The following is an 18,928-nucleotide window of genomic DNA, read 5'->3' on the forward strand; positions in this document are numbered from 1 at the left end:
TATTTAGAAGTTTCCTTTCTTAATTAGAATCATACGGACAATTCACTAGATATTCACAAATAGGTCTTATAATAAAAGTATAGATATTTAGAATTTGTATAAATAAAGGAGAGACAAGAATGAAACGAATAGTTTTACTGGGAATTGTATTATTGACAGGATTCACACTATCTGGTTGTGATTTAATTCCACAAAGTGTAGTGGAACAAGTTAGTGAAGAATTATGTCGGGAAGACCCCACAAATGAATTATGTCTGATTGATGATTTAAGTGACATTACAGAGACGGTTGCCGAAGAACTCGTTATCGATGCCATCAATACATTAAATGCAGCAGATCCGGAGTTGTGTGACACGGTATTTTCCATCACCAATACGGATTTAATCGATGCTTGTAAAGCGGGAACCTTATTACCAGAAGGTGTCACCTCATTTACAGTACTAACATTTGAGCAAACCGGAGACACCTATACCTTTAAAGGATCGACTGGGGAAACTTCATTTATGGAAGTACAGATGACGATTGGTGATGTCGATGGAAACATGCGTGTTACATCGTTTATGACGACCGTTATTGATGATCCGACACTACCCGCGGATGTGGGTGCGACGGAGTTTGAAAATTTCTTCAAACAATTTATTAGTGATTATTTGAATACAGCGATTACCACTGAAGCGCTCGTTGCAAGTTATTTCGAAACAGCGCCCGATTCAGATTTTGCTAAGGATCGTACCGAAACGCAAACCAGTGGCGTCGTCATCACTTATGTATCCAGTGACCTAATTGAACCGAACTACTATAAAGTAACGCTAGAATTTGATGAGAACGGATCACAACGGACAGAAGAAGTCGCCGTTCGCGTTAACCGCATTGAGATGGCACTTGTCTTAGAGTTTGATGATATTGATGATGACTGTGATGGCATTGATGATGAATGTGTCGTTGACGATCCGGTTACCACAAAAGAGTTTAATACGTTACTCGATGATTTCATTGCTGATTATTTAGATTTTACCATCAGTGATGTAGATCTAGAGATGATGTATTTTATGAATAACATGCTCAGTGACTTTGGTATGAGTCGCCAAGACGATTTAACCAATGGATTACAAATTACAGTTGTATCAACCATGATGAAAGAAAACAACAAATACGACGTCACTCTTGAATTTACAGAAGATGGAACAAAACGGACGGAAACGATTGAAGTTCGAGTGAATCGGATTGACATGGCACTCTATTTAGAGTTTGATGACACAGATGATGATTGTGATGGTATTGATGACGACTGTGATGCTCCAGTAACAACCGAAGAGTTCACATCGTTATTCAATCAATTCATTCTCGATTACTTTGATACTACAATGAGTGATGCAGATCTTGAGATGAAATACTTTATGGAAGCCACACTATTCGATTTCGGTATGAGTCGTCAAGAAGATCAAACAAGTGGTGTGATAATTTCATTACTATCTGCTACACCAATGGAAGACAACAAGTTTACGGTCGTTCTCGAATTTGATGAGAATGGAGTAAAACGTACAGAGACAATTGAAGTGCGTGTAAATCGAATTGAAATGGCACTCTATCTAGAATTTGATGAAGGAATTGATGAGGATTGTGACAATATCGAAGATGTTTGTGAAAATGGTGATTCACTTGTTGGTGATGAAGCCAAACTACTCTTAGAAGCCTACTTCAATGATTATAGCAATCCAGACATCGATAATGAAACCTTTGCGATGTATTATTTCAACAATATGGTAGATGATATGTTCGCTGACATGCGGACTCAAGATTTGGCCGAGGGTGCAGTATATGAATTATTGAATGTCAACTTCTTTGATGATGGTACGTTTGAGGCTGAATTTTCACGTACGGCCGGAACTGACTATTGGATCCGGAAACGACCTGGACGAATTCGTTATGAAACCAGTGCATTTGTTGTCGAATGGGGAAATCCCTATGACGAATTTGCGATGGGATTAGAAGCGATTGATTTCCTCAAAGCATACTTCAATGACTACGGTAATCCAACAATAAGCAATCAAGACTTTGCTGATATGTACTTAGGTGGTATGTTAACCGAAGATTTCGCAGTAAAACGGGATATGGATCTTGCAGATGGTGCAGTATTTGCATATCAAACGGTACACTTTAATGAAGATGGATCATTTGAAGTCGAGTACACCCGCACGGTTGGTGAAGACATCATTTTACGTAAACGTCCTGGACGGATACGTAAACGTCCCGACCTACTCACCGCAGAATGGGATGCTCTTATCGATGAGCATATAGAGACTGATATCAATGTTGTGACAGAAACCTTTACGGCCTTTGTATCAGATTACTTGAATCCTGAAATCAGTAACGATGATTTACAGGCCATCTATTTTGGTGATATGGATATGACGTGGTTCTTCGAACAACGTCAAGACGACTTAACCAAAGGATTAATGATTACGGTTGTCACGGTTGAACCATTGGATGAATATGGCCACTTCTTAGTCCACGTAGATGTGACTTCCGGTGAAGAGACCATGCGAGAAGTTGTTCCGGTTAAAGTCATGAAACGAATCGATCAAACAACACCACTTTTATACATCCTTGATGGTGGTGGAGAAGATAACGATTGTGATTTGATTGGTGATTTCTGTGAAATTGTTACAGATCCAATGATGGCCGAAAGCTACATGGAATTATTCTTACAAGAATACAACAACCCCGACATCACAAATGATGTACTACAAATGTATTATCTCGATTACTTCTGGATGTTAGACATGCGTCAAGAAGACTTGGCGATGGGATTAATGTGGAGTATTGATACAGTAGAGCATCTTGATGACAATACGTTCCTATTCCGCTTATCCTCCTTACACGCTGAAGGTGTTGTGCATCGTGATATTGCAGCTCGTGTCTATCACAATGGTTCAATTGCTTACTTCAGAGACAAAGGTGTTGATCCTGATGGCTGTATCCTTACAACAAACGTATGTCACTTTATGACGGTTGTTGATGACGAACAACTCATACAAGATATATTCGTCAGTTTCCTTCAAGATTTCGTCAATCAGGATATGACCTTTGAAGAAATCAATCAACACTACTTCATGGGAAAAGCTCCGGAATTCTTACGTGATCACTTTGAAACCAATAACCCACGAGGGGCAACCGTTGAGTTTACCTCGATAATGCCCAATAGCGATCTTCCCGGTTTCTATGATATGGCATATAGTATGGTGACACCAACCTTTACCAAACAACATAACGTTACCGTTATTTTATGGATGGTAGATGGCATGCCGATGTTTGAGTTCTACGATCCCAATAACGACTGTCACAACGATCCCTATGCATGTGTGACACCAATGATGTTTGAACACAATTTAGATATTCTGAATCCGTTTGTCGAAGAGTTCTTCGTATTGTTAAATGATCCTACATTCAGTGATGATATGATCGCAGCAATGTTTACTGATTGGATGGCTCCGGAGTCCTTATTGAGTTACCGAGCAAATGGAAATGGTGGAGCTGTATTTGTCTTTGAACGAATCGATGCACCCGATGATATCACGGTTGATCCATTCTTCACCGTAACCTATACCGTTACACTACCAGATCAAGAGACCGTTACAGAGTCCTTCCGTGTTCAGTTTGTCTATACGGAAATGGGACTGTTAATGGGTATCGAAAAAGCAGACGTTAAACGTTAAAAAATAAAACACAACCTCGCGGTTGTGTTTTTTATATCTTCCAAATTCTATAATTGCGAGATGTAGCGATTGTTTGTAGTTCCTTATCTGGATTTACGCACACGGGTTCTCCGACAAGTTCTAAGATGGGTAGATCATAATGACTATCCGCATAGGATTTGCTGTTGTTGTAATCAACATCTATAAAAGAGGATTCAATGAGTTCTCTTTTTTTATTATGAATGATGATGTCCACTTCTTTTGATGTTAGTCGTTTTCCATCTATAATCCATGAGGTACCAAGAACGGTATCAAAACCATCCGTTAGAAACGGTTGTAAGATATTTGTGAAGTTCCCAGATAAAAGTACGGTGTGATACCCTTCCTGTTTATCTTGTTTCAGTTGGTTTTTAATATCACTCGATATAAACGGTTGTACTTGATCATGAAAACTCTGGAGAAATGCGTTTAATGTTTCTTCATCTACCGATGAAAATAAATCAGCAGTTAAAGCCATTGCATGACTACGAAATGTCGCCTTGTCAAAACCACATAAATGAAGTTTATGAAACAGATACGTTATTGTTATTTTTGACCAGATGCAACGATGAGTTTTTTGATTGATTTTCATTGATTTCCATAATTTATAGAGAAATGGGAGTGTTTGGATGTGAACATAGGTTCCATCAAAATCATAAATTGCAAGTTTCATAGGAATCCCTCCGATAGCGTCATTATAACATAAAGTGTTCGTATTTATAATTATTTTGTATAACAACTACAAGTTGTTGAAATTTAGTGTGTATGAAAACATTTTCATTAAATGTAATCGTTTTCATATTTAAATGGGGTTGTTTACTTTAATTAGGTATAGTATTATTTTTACAAAATTATTTTTTACGAAAGAGGAGAGATTTATGAAGAAAGTACTTGTTTTACTCGCAACGTTTGTACTTGCATTTTCACTAAGTGCTTGTAAGAGTGAGGAAGACACAGTTAAGTTGGGGGTAATTGGACCACTTACTGGAGCCTATTCATTCTATGGAGAAGCTGTTGAAAATGGAGCAAAACTAGCCGCAGATGAAATCAACGCAGCTGGGGGAGTATTAGGAATGGACTTAGTAATATTTGCTGAAGATAGTGAGGGAGACGCCGAAACCGGTGTTAACGCGTATAGAAAATTAGTTGATAACGATGAAATTGATGCGTTAATTGGTGGGACTTTCAGTGGAGTAACCGATGGTTTAAAAGATTTAGCCATTGCTGATGGACTACCCGTATTATCACCTACTGCTACTCGTGATGACATTACACTCGAAGCAGACAATGTATTCCGTGTATGTTACAACGATAGTTTCCAAGGTAGTGTTGCTGCAGTATTTGCTGCAGAAGATTTAAGTGCTACAAAAGCAGCTGTTATGTTTAACAGTGATGATCCATACAGTGCCGGTCTAGCCGATGCATTCAAGGCTGAGTTCGATGCTCGTTCATTGGCATACGATGAATATGAGTTTAGTGCAACAGATGTTGATTTTAGTGCACAACTAACCAACATTGAAGCAGGAGACTACGATGTAGTATTCTTACCTGCCTATGTAGCTGAAATTGGACCAATCCTTCAAAAAGCAGATGAGTTAGGAATTGACATTCCATTTATCGGTGGAGATGGATGGGATGGAATTGAAGCCGATTATGCGGATGAAGCAGAGGGCAACTATTTCACAAACCATTACTCAAAATCCGATACTGCTGATGCGGTTGTTGATTTTGTAGCAGCATATGAAGCAGCATATGGTTCAACACCAAATGCCTTGGCAGCTCTTGCATATGATGCTGTATATGTTATGGCACAAGCTATGGAAGATGCAGGATCTACGGATTCCGCTGATGTTATCGCAGCATTGAGCGCAGTATCGTACGCTGGTGCAGTTACATCAGATCTACCAATTACCTTTAATGACGATGGTGACCCTGTTAAATCAATCACAATCCTACAAGTTACATCCGGTGACTTTACATTTATTAAAAAAGTTAACCCATAAGAGATAATTATTGATAGGGAAGAGAGATCTTCCCTATCTTACACTTGATTAGAGGTGACATCATGGAACTATTTATTCGGCAAATCATAAACGGATTAAGTACAGGTAGTATTTATGCTTTAATCGCTGTTGGTTATACAATGGTGTATGGTATCATCAAATTAATTAACTTTGCACATGGTGAAGTAATGATGTTTGGTGCTTATTTTGCGTTTTTATTTGCCTATTCATTTAACATATTGGAACTACCATTTTTTGTAATTATTCTTCTATCGATGTCGTTCGCAGCGTTAATGGGAATTGTCATTGAGCGTCTAGCGTATAAAAAATTACGCAAAGCGCCACGAATATCCGCATTAATTACGGCGATTGGTATGAGTTTGTTTCTCCAAAATCTTGCATTGTTGATATGGGGATCAGAAAAACGAAAAATGGAACCTCTTGTATCTATAGAACCCGTTAGTATCTTTGGATTCGAGGTTTCACGATTAACCTTGGTAACAATTGGACTTTCGATCACATTCATGATTATATTACGGATTTTTATTCACACAACAAAACCCGGTAAAGCCATGCGTGCCGTATCGCAAGATAAAGAAGCGGCATTGCTAATGGGAATTAATGTGAATACGATTATATCTTTAACATTTGCAATCGGGAGTGCCCTAGGGGCATTAGGTGGTATTTTCTATGCCATGACATACGGACAAGTGTATCCAACTATGGGAGTAATGCCTGGTCTAAAAGCCTTTATTGCTGCTGTTTTTGGTGGTATTGGAAATATTACAGGTGCGATGATTGGTGGCTATGTAATTGGTATTATTGAAAACTTAACCAAAGCATACACAACTGGTGAATGGACCGATGCAATTGCGTTTGCCTTATTAATCATTATCTTATTGTTTAAGCCAACTGGATTGCTTGGTAAAAACAAAAAAGAGAAGGTGTAAAAATGAATGCCATTAAACAAGCATTATTAAATGCCTTCACAGAAACCAAAAAAGTTGTCGTTGAACGGTGGATGATTTTTGCGATTGTCTTTGGATTCTACGCTGTTGTATCGATTTTGATCGCAACTGGAACATTAAACCGTTATTATACGTTTTTATTAATCAGTGTTATGATTATGATTGTCCTAGCAGCAAGTCTAAATATTGCCACAGGATTCTTAGGACAGTTGGTACTAGGTCACGCAGGATTTATGGCAATAGGTGCCTATACGGCTGGATTAATAGCAATACAAATTAAGGATCATATTGGTAGCGATTATTTAATCTTTTTCATTAGCTCAATCGGAGCCATGATTACCGCAGGTATCGCAGGATTACTCGTGGGGACTCCTGCACTACGATTACGTGGGGATTATTTAGGAATCATGACCTTAGGGTTCGGTGAAATCGTTCGTTTAATTATCCGTAACGTAGAATTCACTGGAGGGACCTTTGGTTTGAAAGGAATTCCTCGATTGATGACATTTCCGATGGCATTGCTCACCACAGTGATTGTGGTAACCATTATCTATATGTTTATTAATTCTCGTCATGGTCGCGCAATCATTTCCATCCGTGAAGATGAAATAGCTAGTGAAAACGTCGGAATTAATATTACCAGGTTCAAATTACTCGGCTTTATTGTTGCATCGATGTTTGCAGGTGTTGGAGGATCGATGTTTGCCTTTAAAGAAGCGATTCTATATCCGCAATCTTTTGACTTTATTCGTTCCGTTGAAATATTTGTTGTTGTAGTTCTCGGTGGAATGGGTAGTTTATCCGGTACAATGATTAGTGCCTTTATCTTAATATTTGTTCCTGAGTTATTACGTGATTTTGATCAGTATCGATATTTGACATATTCATCACTACTGATTATCATTATGTTATATCGTCCACAAGGATTAATGGGAAAACGAGAAATATTCTCATTTAAGAAACGACGTAAGCTAATAGATTCATCGATGAATCTTGATTGAAAGGAGGATATCATATGCCTGTATTGGAAGTAAAAGATTTAAGTATCCACTTCGGTGGACTTAAAGCCGTTGATGCGTTTGACATCACCATTCATGATAATGAGTTAGTAGGATTAATTGGTCCAAATGGTGCTGGTAAAACGACTGTTTTCAACATGTTGACAGGTGTTTATATCCCTACCGAAGGAACAATCCATTTAAACAGCCAATTAACCAATGGGAAAAAACCAAATGAGATTGTCATGCTCGGTAGCAGTCGAACTTTTCAAAACATTCGTCTGTTTAAAAATATGACAGTGTTAGAGAATATAAAAGTCGCCTATCATAATCACATGAACTACAACATATTTGATAGCATCTTTAAGACAAAACGATATCGTAGCGAAGAAGAAAAAGCTGATCAAGTGTCTTTTGATTTATTAAAAGTGTTTGAACTAGAAGGATATGCCGATGAACTTGCGATGAATTTACCCTATGGTAAGCAACGCAAGTTAGAAATCGCACGTGCACTTGCAACGCAGCCGAAAATCTTATTACTGGATGAACCAGCTGCTGGTATGAATCCCCAGGAAACAGATGAACTAATGGAAACAATTAAGCTAATCAAAGATCGCTTTGAGATTTCAGTACTACTCATTGAACATGATATGAAACTTGTAATGGGAATTTGTGAACGCATTGTGGTCATCGACTATGGTAAGATTATTGCCAAGGGTACACCTACTGAAATTCGTAAAAATCCAGATGTCATCAAGGCATATTTAGGAGAATAAGTATGTTATTAGAAGTTAAAAACCTTCATGTTCATTATGGCGTGATACATGCCATTAAAGGTGTTAGTTTCAATGTTGAAGAAGGAAAAATTGTCACCTTAATTGGTTCTAATGGAGCCGGTAAGACAACCATATTAAAAACGATATCACAAATTCTAAATCAAACCGAGGGTGAGATTCTGTTTCTCGGTAACTCAATGAGTGATTATCAACCTCATCAAATTGTCAAAATGGGAATTTCTCAAGTCCCTGAAGGTCGACGGGTCTTTCCTGACTTAACTGTCTTAGAGAACCTTCAAATGGGCGCATATTATCGCAAAGATAAAGAAGCAATTGCGAAGGATTTAGAGACTGTCTATATGCGCTTTCCTAGATTAAAAGAGCGTACCAATCAAACGGCTGGTACACTAAGTGGTGGTGAGCAACAAATGCTTGCCATGGGAAGAGCCTTAATGAGTCATCCAAAAATATTACTTCTGGATGAACCATCAATGGGTCTGGCTCCAATTCTGGTTGATGAGATATTTAGTATCATCGATGATATTCATAGAGCAGGTACAACGATTTTACTTGTTGAACAAAATGCCAATCGCGCACTGCATGTATCCGATTATGGATATGTGTTGGAAACTGGTAAAATCATTGCCCAAGGAAAAGCCACAGATTTACTGAATGATGAAAAAGTAAAAGAAGCTTATTTAAGCGCTTAATAACGAAGAATAGGATAGGTACATTGCGCCCCTGTTTCAAGCGAATTCGGGATGGTGGAAGCCGGACAAAAAGACGTGATTGTATAACCCCTAGGAGTTGCCATTTGAAATAATAGTAGAATCGGCCGGATTGTAGACCGTTATCACACTACATTCTTTTGATTGAAAGAAACAAAGTGGCCAATATGGCAAACTGGGTGGCACCGCGGAAACTGTAAAGCAGTATTCGTCCCTGCAAGGGGACAATACTGCTTTTTTTATACTTATTTAAAGGAGATGAATAACATGTGTGGAATTATTGTTTCAACTTCACCAAAAACAGACGCACTAACCAAACACATAACCTTACAAAAACGAGGTCCAGATCAAGTAGAAATACACCACGTTGATACAATCCAATTCGGGTTTCATCGTCTAGCGATTATGGATTTGGACCCTACTGGGATGCAACCTTTTACCAAAGATGGTATTACACTAGTTGCAAATGCCGAAATCTACAACTACAAAAGCATCAGATCCCAATACCCATCGTATCCCTATCAAAGCGAAAGCGATTGTGAAGTTCTTCTTCCGCTATATCAAGAATTTGGGGTAGAGATGTTTGCGATGCTTGATGCTGAATTTGCCGTCGTGCTGTATGATCAACAACACAGTCTCATCATTGCTGGACGAGATCCAATTGGTATCCGTCCGCTCTTCTACGGGTATCATAAAGACGATAATAAGATTATCTTTGCCAGTGAGGCCAAAGCATTAATCGACATCGTTGATAAGGTCCATCCGTTCCCTCCCGGACACTATTATATTGATGGTGCATTTGTCAAATACCACACAATTGATGAGGTGACAGATTTCCACGAAGAACCATTTGAAGACATCATCAAACATATCCGTGAAAAACTGATTACTGGTGTGACAAAGCGTTTGGATAGTGATGCGCCGATGGGATTCTTATTAAGTGGAGGGCTGGATTCAAGTATTGTTTGTGCAATCGCTCAAAAATACGTCAAACAACCAATTAGAACCTTTGCCATCGGTATGGATACCGATCCGATTGATTTGAAATACGCAGCGCAAGTTGCACAGTATATTGGTAGTGATCATACTGAAGTACGAATCACAAAAGAGGATGTTCTATCTTCTTTAAAAGAGGTTATCTATGCTCTTGAGACGTATGATATCACGACAATACGGGCCAGTATGGGGATGTATTTACTCAGTTCCTACATCCATAAACATACAGATATAAAAGTCCTTCAAACGGGCGAAGTAAGTGATGAGTTATTCGGGTACAAATACACCGACTTTGCTCCTACGCCTAAAGCGTTTCAAGACGAGAGCTTAAAACGTATTAGAGAACTCTATCAATACGATGTCCTTCGGGCAGATCGATGTCTTGCTGCAAATAGTTTAGAAGCTCGAGTACCATTTGCTGATCTTGCTTTTGTTCAGTATGTTTTACGGATATCACCTCTATATAAAATGAACAAATACAAAATGGGAAAATACCTTTTACGTAAAGCCTTTGAAGTATCGTGGCTACCACGTGATATTGTATATCGTGAAAAAGCCGCATTTAGTGATGCGGTTGGACATAGTTTGGTTGATGAACTGAAAGCGTTCGCTGAACAGTCGTACAGTGATAAAGACTTTAATATCAAAAAGAAACACTTTACTCCAGAACTTATTAGTAAAGAGGCCTTACTCTATCGGGAAATTTTTGAAATGTACTATCCTAGTCATGGTCATTTGATTCCCGGTTACTGGATGCCAAATAAAGAGTGGGATGGTTGTGACGTGAACGATCCGAGTGCTCGGGTACTCGCCAACTATGGGGATAGCGGTAAGTAAAAAAAGAAATGAGATCATCTCATTTCTTTTTTATATTCGTCGGATAATATGGCATAGAATAACTCATCCCACCACTCATTGTCTTTGACATAGATACATTGTCTAAAGGTTCCTTCAAGACGCATCCCTAATTTCTCACATAAGCGCTTAGATGGGATGTTTTCCGGTTGACATGTGGCGATGATTCGATGCAGTTTAAGGGTATCAAAACCGTATTTCAGCACGGCTTTTGTTGCTTCAGACATGTAACCTTGATTGGTGAAGTCTTTGTTCATGATCCAACCCATTTCATATGTTCGTTTCATGAACCACGGATGGAAACTAATCTTCCCAATAACTTTATTGGTCTCTTTTAAGACAATGGAATAATGTTCTACTTTTTGTTCGTTCTTCATCAAAATTCCTTCAACTTGTTCTTGAACATAGGTTCCTTCGACGAAGAACTTCATCGTCTCTTCATCGGATAAGATTTTAAGGATATCAGCGGTATCCTTCATGGTTGACGGCACAATGTATAATCGTTTGGTTTCAATTGTCATTTTCGTTTTGCTCGAGGATGGGCCTTCATATACGATTCTTTTAAGGTCTCCTTGGACACTTTCGTATAGATTTGGGTACTGGATAAATGCTCATGACCGAGTAATTCCTGGACACTGCGGAGATCCGCCCCATTGTTTAATAAATGAGTTGCGAAGGTATGGCGTAAGGTGTGTGGCGAAAGATTAAGGTTCTCACCGGATTCTAGTAATATCTTGTGAATAATCATCCGAACCCCTCTAGGGGTAATTGGTTTACCACGATGATTGAGAATCAGATACGGATTATGTTCTTTCTTAAGTAGGTCTTTACGCGTAGTTAATACATAGTCAGTGAGTTGATCAATCAAACGTTTGTGCAGTGGTACAAGACGATCTTTTGATCCTTTTCCATGGAGTAACACTACATCTTGGAAGTAATCAATGTCACTTAATTTGACATCACACAACTCCTGAACTCGACATCCGGTACCATATAGAAACTCTAAGATGAGGTAGTTACGTCTTCCTAAAACAGTGGATGTATCAATGGATTGGAACAGTGCTTCGATTTCGTCGGGATAGATAAATCGTGGTAGTTTTTTGCCTGCTTTGGGTAACTCAATATCCATAAATGGGTTTTCATTTATCCATTCTTCACCTTGTAGAAATTGATACAGCGTTCGTAAACTCGATATTTTTCGAGCGATGGATTTGGGTTGATAGTGTTCGTGGAGAGTTGCCGTGTAAAAACGAGCAATTCGGGGCGAGACATGCTCCAAATCACCAAAGTTCTCATTTTTTAGAAACTGCAGTAAGTGATCAATATCCGTGAGATAGGATGTTAACGTATGCGTACTGTAGTTTCGTTCTCCTTCTAAATAATCAGTGAAGGATTCAATAATGGTTTGATTGTCCACAAAATCACCTACAGATTCACCATGAAGGTGAAACAACTATATGTATCATCTAACCGACAAAGCATGGGTGCTTTACGTTTTAAAAATGGTGCACGTCTAGCAAATGCGGCAATGTGGTCTCGATGAAACGATTTTTGTCCACGTCTATAAATATAGAAAATTCGATTATCTTTATGTGTTTGATTATTGCGTATCATATTGGTGTATCGATTGAGTTCTTCAAACGAATGAAGAAAGACAAAGAAGACTTGGGGATTGTCCGATTGCGTTAATGGCACATGAAAATCTTCTGGCATATTGTAGCCATTATATGTCGTAAATTTGTCTAATTTCAACTTTTGAAGTTCCATCATTATTCCTCCAATTGTCGGATCAGGTTGTTCATGATTTCTAATGAGCGCTCTTTATATAGGGTTTTTCGTTCTTTCTTCTTGTGTTTAAAGTCGAGTGGGGCTAAGATCCCAAAATTGGCATTCATCGGTTGGAAACTGGATATACTTGCATGGGATATATAGTAGGATTCACTACCGATAATCGTTTGTTCAGGAAAGATTATCTCAGGCTTTCCATCCAATTGGCGTGCCAATGCGATTCCAGCAAGCAGTCCGCTTCCCGCGCTCTCAACATATCCTTCAACTCCAGTTATCTGTCCAGCGAAGTACATATTTGGATTATCCCGTAATTGATAGTTTCTCGTTAATAGTTTTGGACTATTAATGAAGGTATTACGATGCATTACTCCATAGCGTACAATCGATGCGTTTTCTAATCCGGGAATCATCCGGATTATACGTTTTTGTTCACCAAAGGTAAGGTGGGTTTGAAAGCCAACAATATTGTACAATGTACCAGCCATATTATCCTGACGAAGTTGGACAACGGCGTAGGGTCTTGTTCCATCGGGTTGTTCCAAACCAACGGGTTTCATTGGACCAAATAGTAGTGTTTGACGTCCTCTTCTTGCCATTTCTTCAAAAGGCATGCACCCTTCAAATACTTTGAGTTCAAAGTCTTTTAAGGTTACGGCATTGGCTGTAATTAATTCATCATACCATGCATCAAACTCGTCTTTTGTCATCGGACAATTAATGTAAGCCGCCTCACCTTTATCATAACGGCTCTTTTTATACGCCTTGGACATATCAATCGATTCGAACTCAATAATTGGTGCAGCGGCATCGAAGAAGTATAGATAGTCTTCATGAATTAACGCTTTAATTGCGCGACTTAATGCGTCACTGGTTAAGGGACCCGTTGCGATAATAACAGGACCATCTGGTATCGTCTTGAGTTCTTCTTCAATGACGGTAATATTGGGATGTTGTCGTATTTGATTAGTGATCTTTTGACTAAAGATATCACGGTCTACTGCGAGAGCACCTCCAGCAGGTACTTGAGATTCATCTGCTGTACGAATGATAATCGAATCCAACATCCGCATTTCTTCTTTTAATAATCCCACAGCGTTTTCCAAACTATTGGAACGCATACTGTTGGAACAAACCAACTCCGCAAAATCGCCGGTTTTATGAGCAGGGGTTAAGGTTGTTGGTCGCATTTCATATAAATGTACATTAAAACCGCGTTTTGCAAGTTGATAACTTGCTTCTGAGCCAGCTAGTCCAGCTCCAATTACGGTTACTGTTTGTTTCATAATATCACCACTTCTATTATAGCATATGAAAACAAAACCACACTGTGGTTTTGTTCACTGATAGGTTGAAAAATCAATAATACCTTGACGATAATCATCAATGAAGTTGGGAACTTGTACAGAACCTATATAGGACTCTACGACTTCTCCATTGTATATAACATATAAGCTTGGCGTCCCCATAAAGTCATCAATCTTGACGAGTCCAACCGCACTAGAGGTATTAATTAGATAGTACGGAACCGTATCTAAATAGTATAAGAATGACAACATCTTTGTCTTAATCGAGTTGCAGTGAGAACAATAAGGACTGTAATAATATTCAAGATGTAGATCATCGGTAATCGTTAATGTATCACCAAAATTTGTCAGATGATGGTCGATGAAATCGTCATAATCAAGGGTGTTCAATGATGTATAGATATCGCCATCGCCAACAATATTCATATACTGCGTGATCTCATCACTGCCTAAATAGTATTCTTCTGCATATACACCGTAGGACATGAGGAGAATCATTGGATTTCCCATGGAGATAGTATCCAACTCATCAGGGATGGTCTCTATAGTTGTATGATCGATTAAATAGATATCTTCGATACTTTTGGTGAAGGCAAACTTTAAGAATGCTTCTTGCAAGGACATAGCTTGCTCATCACTAGGATCATAAACATAAAGAAGATAATCACTATTATTAATAGTTAGTGCGTCATTTATGTTTGATAGATGCTGATTGTCAAATGCATCATAGGTCCATTCCTTTGATGAGTACGATGAGATAAAGGTCGTAATCTCATCACTACCGGTATAGGTTTCAAGCGGTTCATGGTGTGATACAACATATACAATCGGTTCATCAACATAGGCACCAAAATCAGATGTCACATTCGGATTAGCAGACGCATCAACCATGTATAGTGGTAAGTCATTATACGATTCTATAAATGTTAGGACGTCGTTTTTGATCGTATTTGATGCGTCATCGGTGGAGTCATAGTAATATAAAATATAGCGATTATTACTCAGGGTTTCGGCTTGAAAGTAGGTTGCAATGATGTTGTCCTCAAAGTCAGAATAATCAAGTTCTTCTTGTTTACATGAACTAAGTAGAACAATTGCTATGGCAGATGATACGAAAATCAATAAACGTTTCATTTAATCTTAAAGATTCGTGGTTTCTTTGTGAGAGTAAGTTGTTTATTTGATACAATAATTGAATCATCTGCTAATAGATTTTGATAGGTACCATCGGCAATATTCAAAGAAATATCTCCTGTTTCATTTCCAACGTTAAAGATTCCTACAATGGTCTCTTGTTGATGTTTGTAAGACATAACAATAACATCTTTGGATTGGGGATATATGCGCAACGCACCGTAAGCTACTGCATCCATTTTCTTAATGGGCACTAACGCTTTCACCAGATCACTAATATTGCGTCCACTCCAATTGACATCTTCCTTTTCAAACAAAGAAGGCTTGTGATCGTCACTACATTCTTCTCCAGCGTACATCATGACACTTCCACGAGCAAAGAACACAAACGCTGTCCAGTTGTCTATTTTAACCGAGTCTTCTTTCACATACATGGCGAAACGACCGAAATCGTGGTTCTCTAGATTCCGCATTTTAATATAGTTTTGAGGGTAGATTTCATCTTGTCGTAATAATTCTTCTAGATAACGATTCAGTGTACCTTCACCATTTAAGTATGCTTCAAAGAATGGTTGGATGTCATAATCATAAGCCATATCAAACGCTTGATAGATTTCAGATTCACTAAGTACTTGGAAGCCTCTACTTCGCATATGACGACAATATCCCCCATGAACACTTTCACTTAATAAAACAATGTTTGGATTTTTAGCTCGAACCTCTAGCTCCATTTGTTGTAAGAAATCCATTGGTAAGAAACTACCTACATCAAAGCGGAATCCATCAACACCTTGATCGATCCAAAATAGAAGTGTATCAATCAATTCGCGCACTAGCGCTTCTCCCCCAGCTTGGTAATCAAAATCCTGGACATCGGACCATCCTGGTTCTTTACTGGTGAGTTGCCCTTTTTCATCATGCATAAACCACTCCGGGTGTTGTTCGAGTAACACGGAATCGTGTGATGTATGATTGTATACCACATCAATCATAACCGTCATCCCACGCTGATGAATTTCATTAACTGTCGTTTTAAAATCTTCTAGGGTACCATATTCCGGATTAATTTTACGATAGTCTTGAATGCTATATGGACACCCTAATGGACCTTTTTTTCGTTTTTGTCCAATCGGATGAATCGGCATGAAATAAACCATATCCACACCTAAATCTTGAATGCGATCAAGGTCTTTGTTAAATGCTTTAAATGTTCCTTCTTGTGTGTGACTTCGCACATAAACTTGATAGATAAATAGTTTTCGGTTTTCTATGTTTGTATGTATGCTCATAGCTATCTCCTCCAATCACTGGTATTATACCATCTCTAATTCATTTACAAAAGACTTATAGTATAATATAATGACTTTAGTTAGGAGTGATGTTATGCCAACTATTAAAGACGTCGCCAAACGAGCAAATGTTAGTGTTGCAACGGTTTCTAGAGTTATCAATAATACTGGATATGTCAACATCGAAACCAGACATTTAGTCGAGAAAGCGATTGAAGAACTAGGTTATGTTCCCAATGAGCTGGCTCGTTCTTTATTTCGGAAAAAATCAAAGATTATCGGACTTATCGTCCCCCATATCTCGACCTATTTTTTCGGTGAGCTTATTGAAGCTATCGAAGATGCTGTCACCCAAGAGGGTTATAAACTAATGATCTTCAACTCCAAAGATGATGCGGAGTTGGAAAAAAAGTATCTTAATGTCTTGAATCAGTATAACATTGACGGATTGATCCTAACAGCAAACACTCGAAGTGCTAAATCCTATCTGAAACTAAACATTCCAATTTTAACAATTGATCACATCATCGACAGTACCGTACCTTCCATCACAAGTGATAATGTTCGAGGTGGAGAACTTGCAGCAAGAAAGTTAATCGAGAATGGAGCGAAAAAAATCATACACTTCCGTGGACCAAGCGATCTGATTACAGTGGTAGACCGGGCAAGGGGGTTTTATCAAGTTGTTGATGAACACAATATTGAAGCGTACAGTTTTGATTTAGACTTCAAAAATCCCGATATCAATGATATCGAAATGTTCATTAAAAAGCACCCAGACGTAGACGGAATTTTCTGTTCAAGTGATATCATCGCATTATACGCTATAAGTGCTCTTAAAAAACTCGGTTATAACATTCCAGAAGACGTACAAGTAATTGGATTTGATAATATTGAACTCTCGGGAGTACTTGTACCAAAACTCACAACCATAGCACAACCAATTGATGATTTCGGAAAAGTATCTATGAAAATCATTAAAACACTCCTTCAAAAGAAAGAACTTGAGGAAGTACATCAAGTATTACCCGTAAATCTAATTGAACGTGATACAACTAAAAAGGCCTAAAATAGGCCTTTTTTATTCGTTTAGAAAACGATCGCGACTAAGTACCATATAGCAAGTTTTCAGACCTGACACTTTATCAATGGCAGTATTAACGATTTGAAATCCCACTTTGGAATACACATGTATAGCCCGTTCATTTCGAACTTCAGGATCGATACATGCATATTTAACAGATGGATCACTAAATATATATTCGTGTAAAAACTGAAGTAGTAACTTTTGTCCATAACCGAATCCAATTTGATCAATTTCACCAACAAATAAATCAATACCTTTTGCCAAGTGGTCAATGTTGAACATGGATGTATCATCTAGGTAATATGATTGTATCAAACCGATGGGTTTTTGATCAAAAAGGATCAATAATGTCAAAATTCTATCATTTTCTATACGTTTAGTATACTTTTCGTATAGTTCTTTATCACTTTTTTCCTTTGCTGAATACCAAAATTCACTCACATGTGGCTGTCTAATCCAAAAAATAATTTGATTTATATCTTTTTCTGAAATTTTACGAAAGGAGATATTCATGATTCTTCTCCAAATAACATTCTGTATAATTTTGTAATTCTACCACGTCGTTGTCGAATAATTGAATTCGCCTTTGTATAGACGTTTTTCTCTAATAGATATTGCTTAATCTGTGAAATAAATGCGTCAATTAATGTAAAAGTATCAACAATGTTTAAATTCGTTGACCGATTGTGTTTAATATTGTCATAAAACTTATTCTTTATCAATGTATCTAAGTCATCTAATTGTTTTTGCAAGGGATCATCTAGATAACTATAATCCTTGTATGCTCGTGATAAAATTCCTTCATATAGACTAATTGCATCAAGGAAATTTCGCACAAAATTATCCGTTGATTGATTAGCGTTGCACTGCTCTATTAGGTCCTTTTCAAAGTTATCTACATTGCTATACAGTATCGTGTTAAGTAAATTGATTTTTGTTTTGAAGTGTAAGAATATAGTTCCTTGCGACACATCACTATTCTTAGAGATATCCTTAGTAGATATCCCAACAAAGCCATTTTCTTGCACTAACTGTGTTGTTTTGTCAATAATTCTTTCTCTTGTTTGCTCTTTTTGTTCTAATCTAACACCCATATATGACCACCTACTCACTGATTTCATACTCATTATAATTCAGTTTTTTCCACATGTCAACGTCTGATATGGAATATTCATACACGAGAGTGAATCGATACCTTAGGTAATGAATTCATTTTATCCAAGGTTGTGGATAAGTTTTGTGGAAAACTATTATTGAGATTTTAGAGT

At 37.9% G+C, this 18,928-nt stretch carries 17 protein-coding genes and 1 other annotated feature; of the genes, 8 read left to right on the top strand and 9 right to left on the bottom strand.

Going from position 1 to position 18,928, the window contains the following annotated elements; genetic code table 11:
- Window positions 1-119: 119 nt before the first annotated feature.
- Window positions 120-3,716 carry a hypothetical protein gene (locus G4Z02_RS02785; protein ID WP_258878342.1) on the top strand — a complete coding sequence of 1,199 codons (3,597 nt, stop codon included), beginning with the start codon at window positions 120-122 and terminating at the stop codon, window positions 3,714-3,716.
- A gap of 31 nt (window positions 3,717-3,747) precedes the next feature.
- On the opposite strand, the gene G4Z02_RS02790 is transcribed toward G4Z02_RS02785, so the two are convergent.
- Window positions 3,748-4,407 (bottom strand): HAD family hydrolase, encoded by a 660-nt coding sequence (locus G4Z02_RS02790; protein WP_258878343.1) that lies wholly within the window; start codon window positions 4,405-4,407, stop codon window positions 3,748-3,750.
- A gap of 205 nt (window positions 4,408-4,612) precedes the next feature.
- On the opposite strand from G4Z02_RS02790, the gene G4Z02_RS02795 reads away from it, so the two are divergent.
- The 6 genes from G4Z02_RS02795 to asnB all read left to right on the top strand — a co-directional run bounded on the left by G4Z02_RS02795 (window position 4,613) and on the right by asnB (window position 11,040).
- Window positions 4,613-5,737 carry an ABC transporter substrate-binding protein gene (locus tag G4Z02_RS02795; protein ID WP_258878344.1) on the top strand — a complete coding sequence of 375 codons (1,125 nt, stop codon included), beginning with the start codon at window positions 4,613-4,615 and terminating at the stop codon, window positions 5,735-5,737.
- A 62-nt stretch (window positions 5,738-5,799) separates the two neighbouring features.
- Window positions 5,800-6,687, top strand: a complete 888-nt coding sequence (locus G4Z02_RS02800) for a branched-chain amino acid ABC transporter permease (protein ID WP_258878345.1) — start codon at window positions 5,800-5,802, stop codon at window positions 6,685-6,687.
- 2 nt (window positions 6,688-6,689) lie between these two features.
- The gene (locus G4Z02_RS02805) at window positions 6,690-7,706 is read left to right on the top strand and encodes a branched-chain amino acid ABC transporter permease (protein WP_258878346.1); all 1,017 of its coding nucleotides are present in this window, start codon (window positions 6,690-6,692) and stop codon (window positions 7,704-7,706) included.
- A 14-nt stretch (window positions 7,707-7,720) separates the two neighbouring features.
- Window positions 7,721-8,479: an ABC transporter ATP-binding protein gene (locus G4Z02_RS02810; protein WP_258878347.1), complete on the top strand. Its 759-nt coding sequence runs from the start codon at window positions 7,721-7,723 to the stop codon at window positions 8,477-8,479.
- Window positions 8,480-8,481: 2 nt separating this feature from the next.
- On the top strand, window positions 8,482-9,189 hold the full coding sequence (locus G4Z02_RS02815) for an ABC transporter ATP-binding protein (RefSeq protein ID WP_258878348.1): 708 nt from the start codon (window positions 8,482-8,484) through the stop codon (window positions 9,187-9,189).
- Window positions 9,186-9,426: a binding site (T-box leader), on the top strand. It overlaps the preceding gene by 4 nt.
- Window positions 9,427-9,474: 48 nt before the next feature.
- On the top strand, window positions 9,475-11,040 hold the full coding sequence (asnB, locus tag G4Z02_RS02820) for an asparagine synthase B (RefSeq protein ID WP_258878349.1): 1,566 nt from the start codon (window positions 9,475-9,477) through the stop codon (window positions 11,038-11,040).
- A gap of 14 nt (window positions 11,041-11,054) precedes the next feature.
- Here the strand turns inward: asnB and G4Z02_RS02825 are convergent, their stop codons facing one another.
- Genes G4Z02_RS02825 through G4Z02_RS02850 form a run of 6 tightly spaced genes read right to left on the bottom strand, consistent with a single transcriptional unit; the run spans window position 11,055 to window position 16,573 of the window.
- On the bottom strand, window positions 11,055-11,579 hold the full coding sequence (locus G4Z02_RS02825; protein WP_258878350.1) for a GNAT family N-acetyltransferase: 525 nt from the start codon (window positions 11,577-11,579) through the stop codon (window positions 11,055-11,057).
- Complete coding sequence (locus G4Z02_RS02830; protein ID WP_258878351.1) at window positions 11,576-12,475, bottom strand: tyrosine recombinase; 900 nt, start codon at window positions 12,473-12,475, stop codon at window positions 11,576-11,578. The genes G4Z02_RS02825 and G4Z02_RS02830 overlap by 4 nt, the downstream gene beginning before the upstream one ends.
- A gap of 8 nt (window positions 12,476-12,483) precedes the next feature.
- Window positions 12,484-12,828 (bottom strand): hypothetical protein, encoded by a 345-nt coding sequence (locus G4Z02_RS02835; RefSeq protein WP_258878352.1) that lies wholly within the window; start codon window positions 12,826-12,828, stop codon window positions 12,484-12,486.
- Window positions 12,828-14,129: a methylenetetrahydrofolate--tRNA-(uracil(54)-C(5))-methyltransferase (FADH(2)-oxidizing) TrmFO gene (gene trmFO / locus G4Z02_RS02840; RefSeq protein ID WP_258878353.1), complete on the bottom strand. Its 1,302-nt coding sequence runs from the start codon at window positions 14,127-14,129 to the stop codon at window positions 12,828-12,830. Before trmFO ends, G4Z02_RS02835 begins: the two co-directional genes overlap by 1 nt.
- Before the next feature lie 54 nt (window positions 14,130-14,183).
- Complete coding sequence (locus G4Z02_RS02845; protein ID WP_258878354.1) at window positions 14,184-15,284, bottom strand: thioredoxin; 1,101 nt, start codon at window positions 15,282-15,284, stop codon at window positions 14,184-14,186.
- Window positions 15,281-16,573 carry an alpha-amylase family glycosyl hydrolase gene (locus G4Z02_RS02850; RefSeq protein WP_258878355.1) on the bottom strand — a complete coding sequence of 431 codons (1,293 nt, stop codon included), beginning with the start codon at window positions 16,571-16,573 and terminating at the stop codon, window positions 15,281-15,283. The genes G4Z02_RS02845 and G4Z02_RS02850 overlap by 4 nt, the downstream gene beginning before the upstream one ends.
- A 94-nt stretch (window positions 16,574-16,667) precedes the next feature.
- Here G4Z02_RS02850 and G4Z02_RS02855 point away from each other — a divergent pair, with 94 nt between their 5' ends.
- On the top strand, window positions 16,668-17,642 hold the full coding sequence (locus G4Z02_RS02855) for a LacI family DNA-binding transcriptional regulator (RefSeq protein WP_258878356.1): 975 nt from the start codon (window positions 16,668-16,670) through the stop codon (window positions 17,640-17,642).
- 12 nt (window positions 17,643-17,654) lie between these two features.
- Here G4Z02_RS02855 and G4Z02_RS02860 read toward each other — a convergent pair whose 3' ends face one another.
- Together G4Z02_RS02860 and G4Z02_RS02865 are read right to left on the bottom strand one after the other, a co-directional pair.
- Window positions 17,655-18,173, bottom strand: a complete 519-nt coding sequence (locus G4Z02_RS02860) for a GNAT family N-acetyltransferase (RefSeq protein WP_258878357.1) — start codon at window positions 18,171-18,173, stop codon at window positions 17,655-17,657.
- On the bottom strand, window positions 18,170-18,754 hold the full coding sequence (locus tag G4Z02_RS02865; protein ID WP_258878358.1) for a TetR/AcrR family transcriptional regulator: 585 nt from the start codon (window positions 18,752-18,754) through the stop codon (window positions 18,170-18,172). Before G4Z02_RS02865 ends, G4Z02_RS02860 begins: the two co-directional genes overlap by 4 nt.
- Window positions 18,755-18,928: the final 174 nt, after the last annotated feature.

This window comes from Candidatus Xianfuyuplasma coldseepsis (assembly GCF_014023125.1).
GTDB lineage: Bacteria > Bacillota_I > Bacilli_A > Izemoplasmatales > Izemoplasmataceae > Xianfuyuplasma > Xianfuyuplasma coldseepsis.

Bases quoted from the DNA above. Each gene is read 5' to 3' on its own strand.
- G4Z02_RS02805 (WP_258878346.1), top strand. From the start codon at position 6,690: ATGAATGCCATTAAACAAGCATTATTAAATGCCTTCACAGAAACCAAA.
- G4Z02_RS02815 (WP_258878348.1), top strand. From the start codon at position 8,482: ATGTTATTAGAAGTTAAAAACCTTCATGTTCATTATGGCGTGATACAT.
- G4Z02_RS02865 (WP_258878358.1), bottom strand. From the start codon at position 18,754: ATGGGTGTTAGATTAGAACAAAAAGAGCAAACAAGAGAAAGAATTATT.
- G4Z02_RS02850 (WP_258878355.1), bottom strand. From the start codon at position 16,573: ATGAGCATACATACAAACATAGAAAACCGAAAACTATTTATCTATCAA.
- G4Z02_RS02855 (WP_258878356.1), top strand. From the start codon at position 16,668: ATGCCAACTATTAAAGACGTCGCCAAACGAGCAAATGTTAGTGTTGCA.
- trmFO (WP_258878353.1), bottom strand. From the start codon at position 14,129: ATGAAACAAACAGTAACCGTAATTGGAGCTGGACTAGCTGGCTCAGAA.
- G4Z02_RS02825 (WP_258878350.1), bottom strand. From the start codon at position 11,579: ATGACAATTGAAACCAAACGATTATACATTGTGCCGTCAACCATGAAG.
- G4Z02_RS02860 (WP_258878357.1), bottom strand. From the start codon at position 18,173: ATGAATATCTCCTTTCGTAAAATTTCAGAAAAAGATATAAATCAAATT.
- G4Z02_RS02790 (WP_258878343.1), bottom strand. From the start codon at position 4,407: ATGAAACTTGCAATTTATGATTTTGATGGAACCTATGTTCACATCCAA.
- G4Z02_RS02785 (WP_258878342.1), top strand. From the start codon at position 120: ATGAAACGAATAGTTTTACTGGGAATTGTATTATTGACAGGATTCACA.
- G4Z02_RS02795 (WP_258878344.1), top strand. From the start codon at position 4,613: ATGAAGAAAGTACTTGTTTTACTCGCAACGTTTGTACTTGCATTTTCA.
- G4Z02_RS02835 (WP_258878352.1), bottom strand. From the start codon at position 12,828: ATGATGGAACTTCAAAAGTTGAAATTAGACAAATTTACGACATATAAT.
- asnB (WP_258878349.1), top strand. From the start codon at position 9,475: ATGTGTGGAATTATTGTTTCAACTTCACCAAAAACAGACGCACTAACC.
- G4Z02_RS02845 (WP_258878354.1), bottom strand. From the start codon at position 15,284: ATGAAACGTTTATTGATTTTCGTATCATCTGCCATAGCAATTGTTCTA.
- G4Z02_RS02800 (WP_258878345.1), top strand. From the start codon at position 5,800: ATGGAACTATTTATTCGGCAAATCATAAACGGATTAAGTACAGGTAGT.
- G4Z02_RS02810 (WP_258878347.1), top strand. From the start codon at position 7,721: ATGCCTGTATTGGAAGTAAAAGATTTAAGTATCCACTTCGGTGGACTT.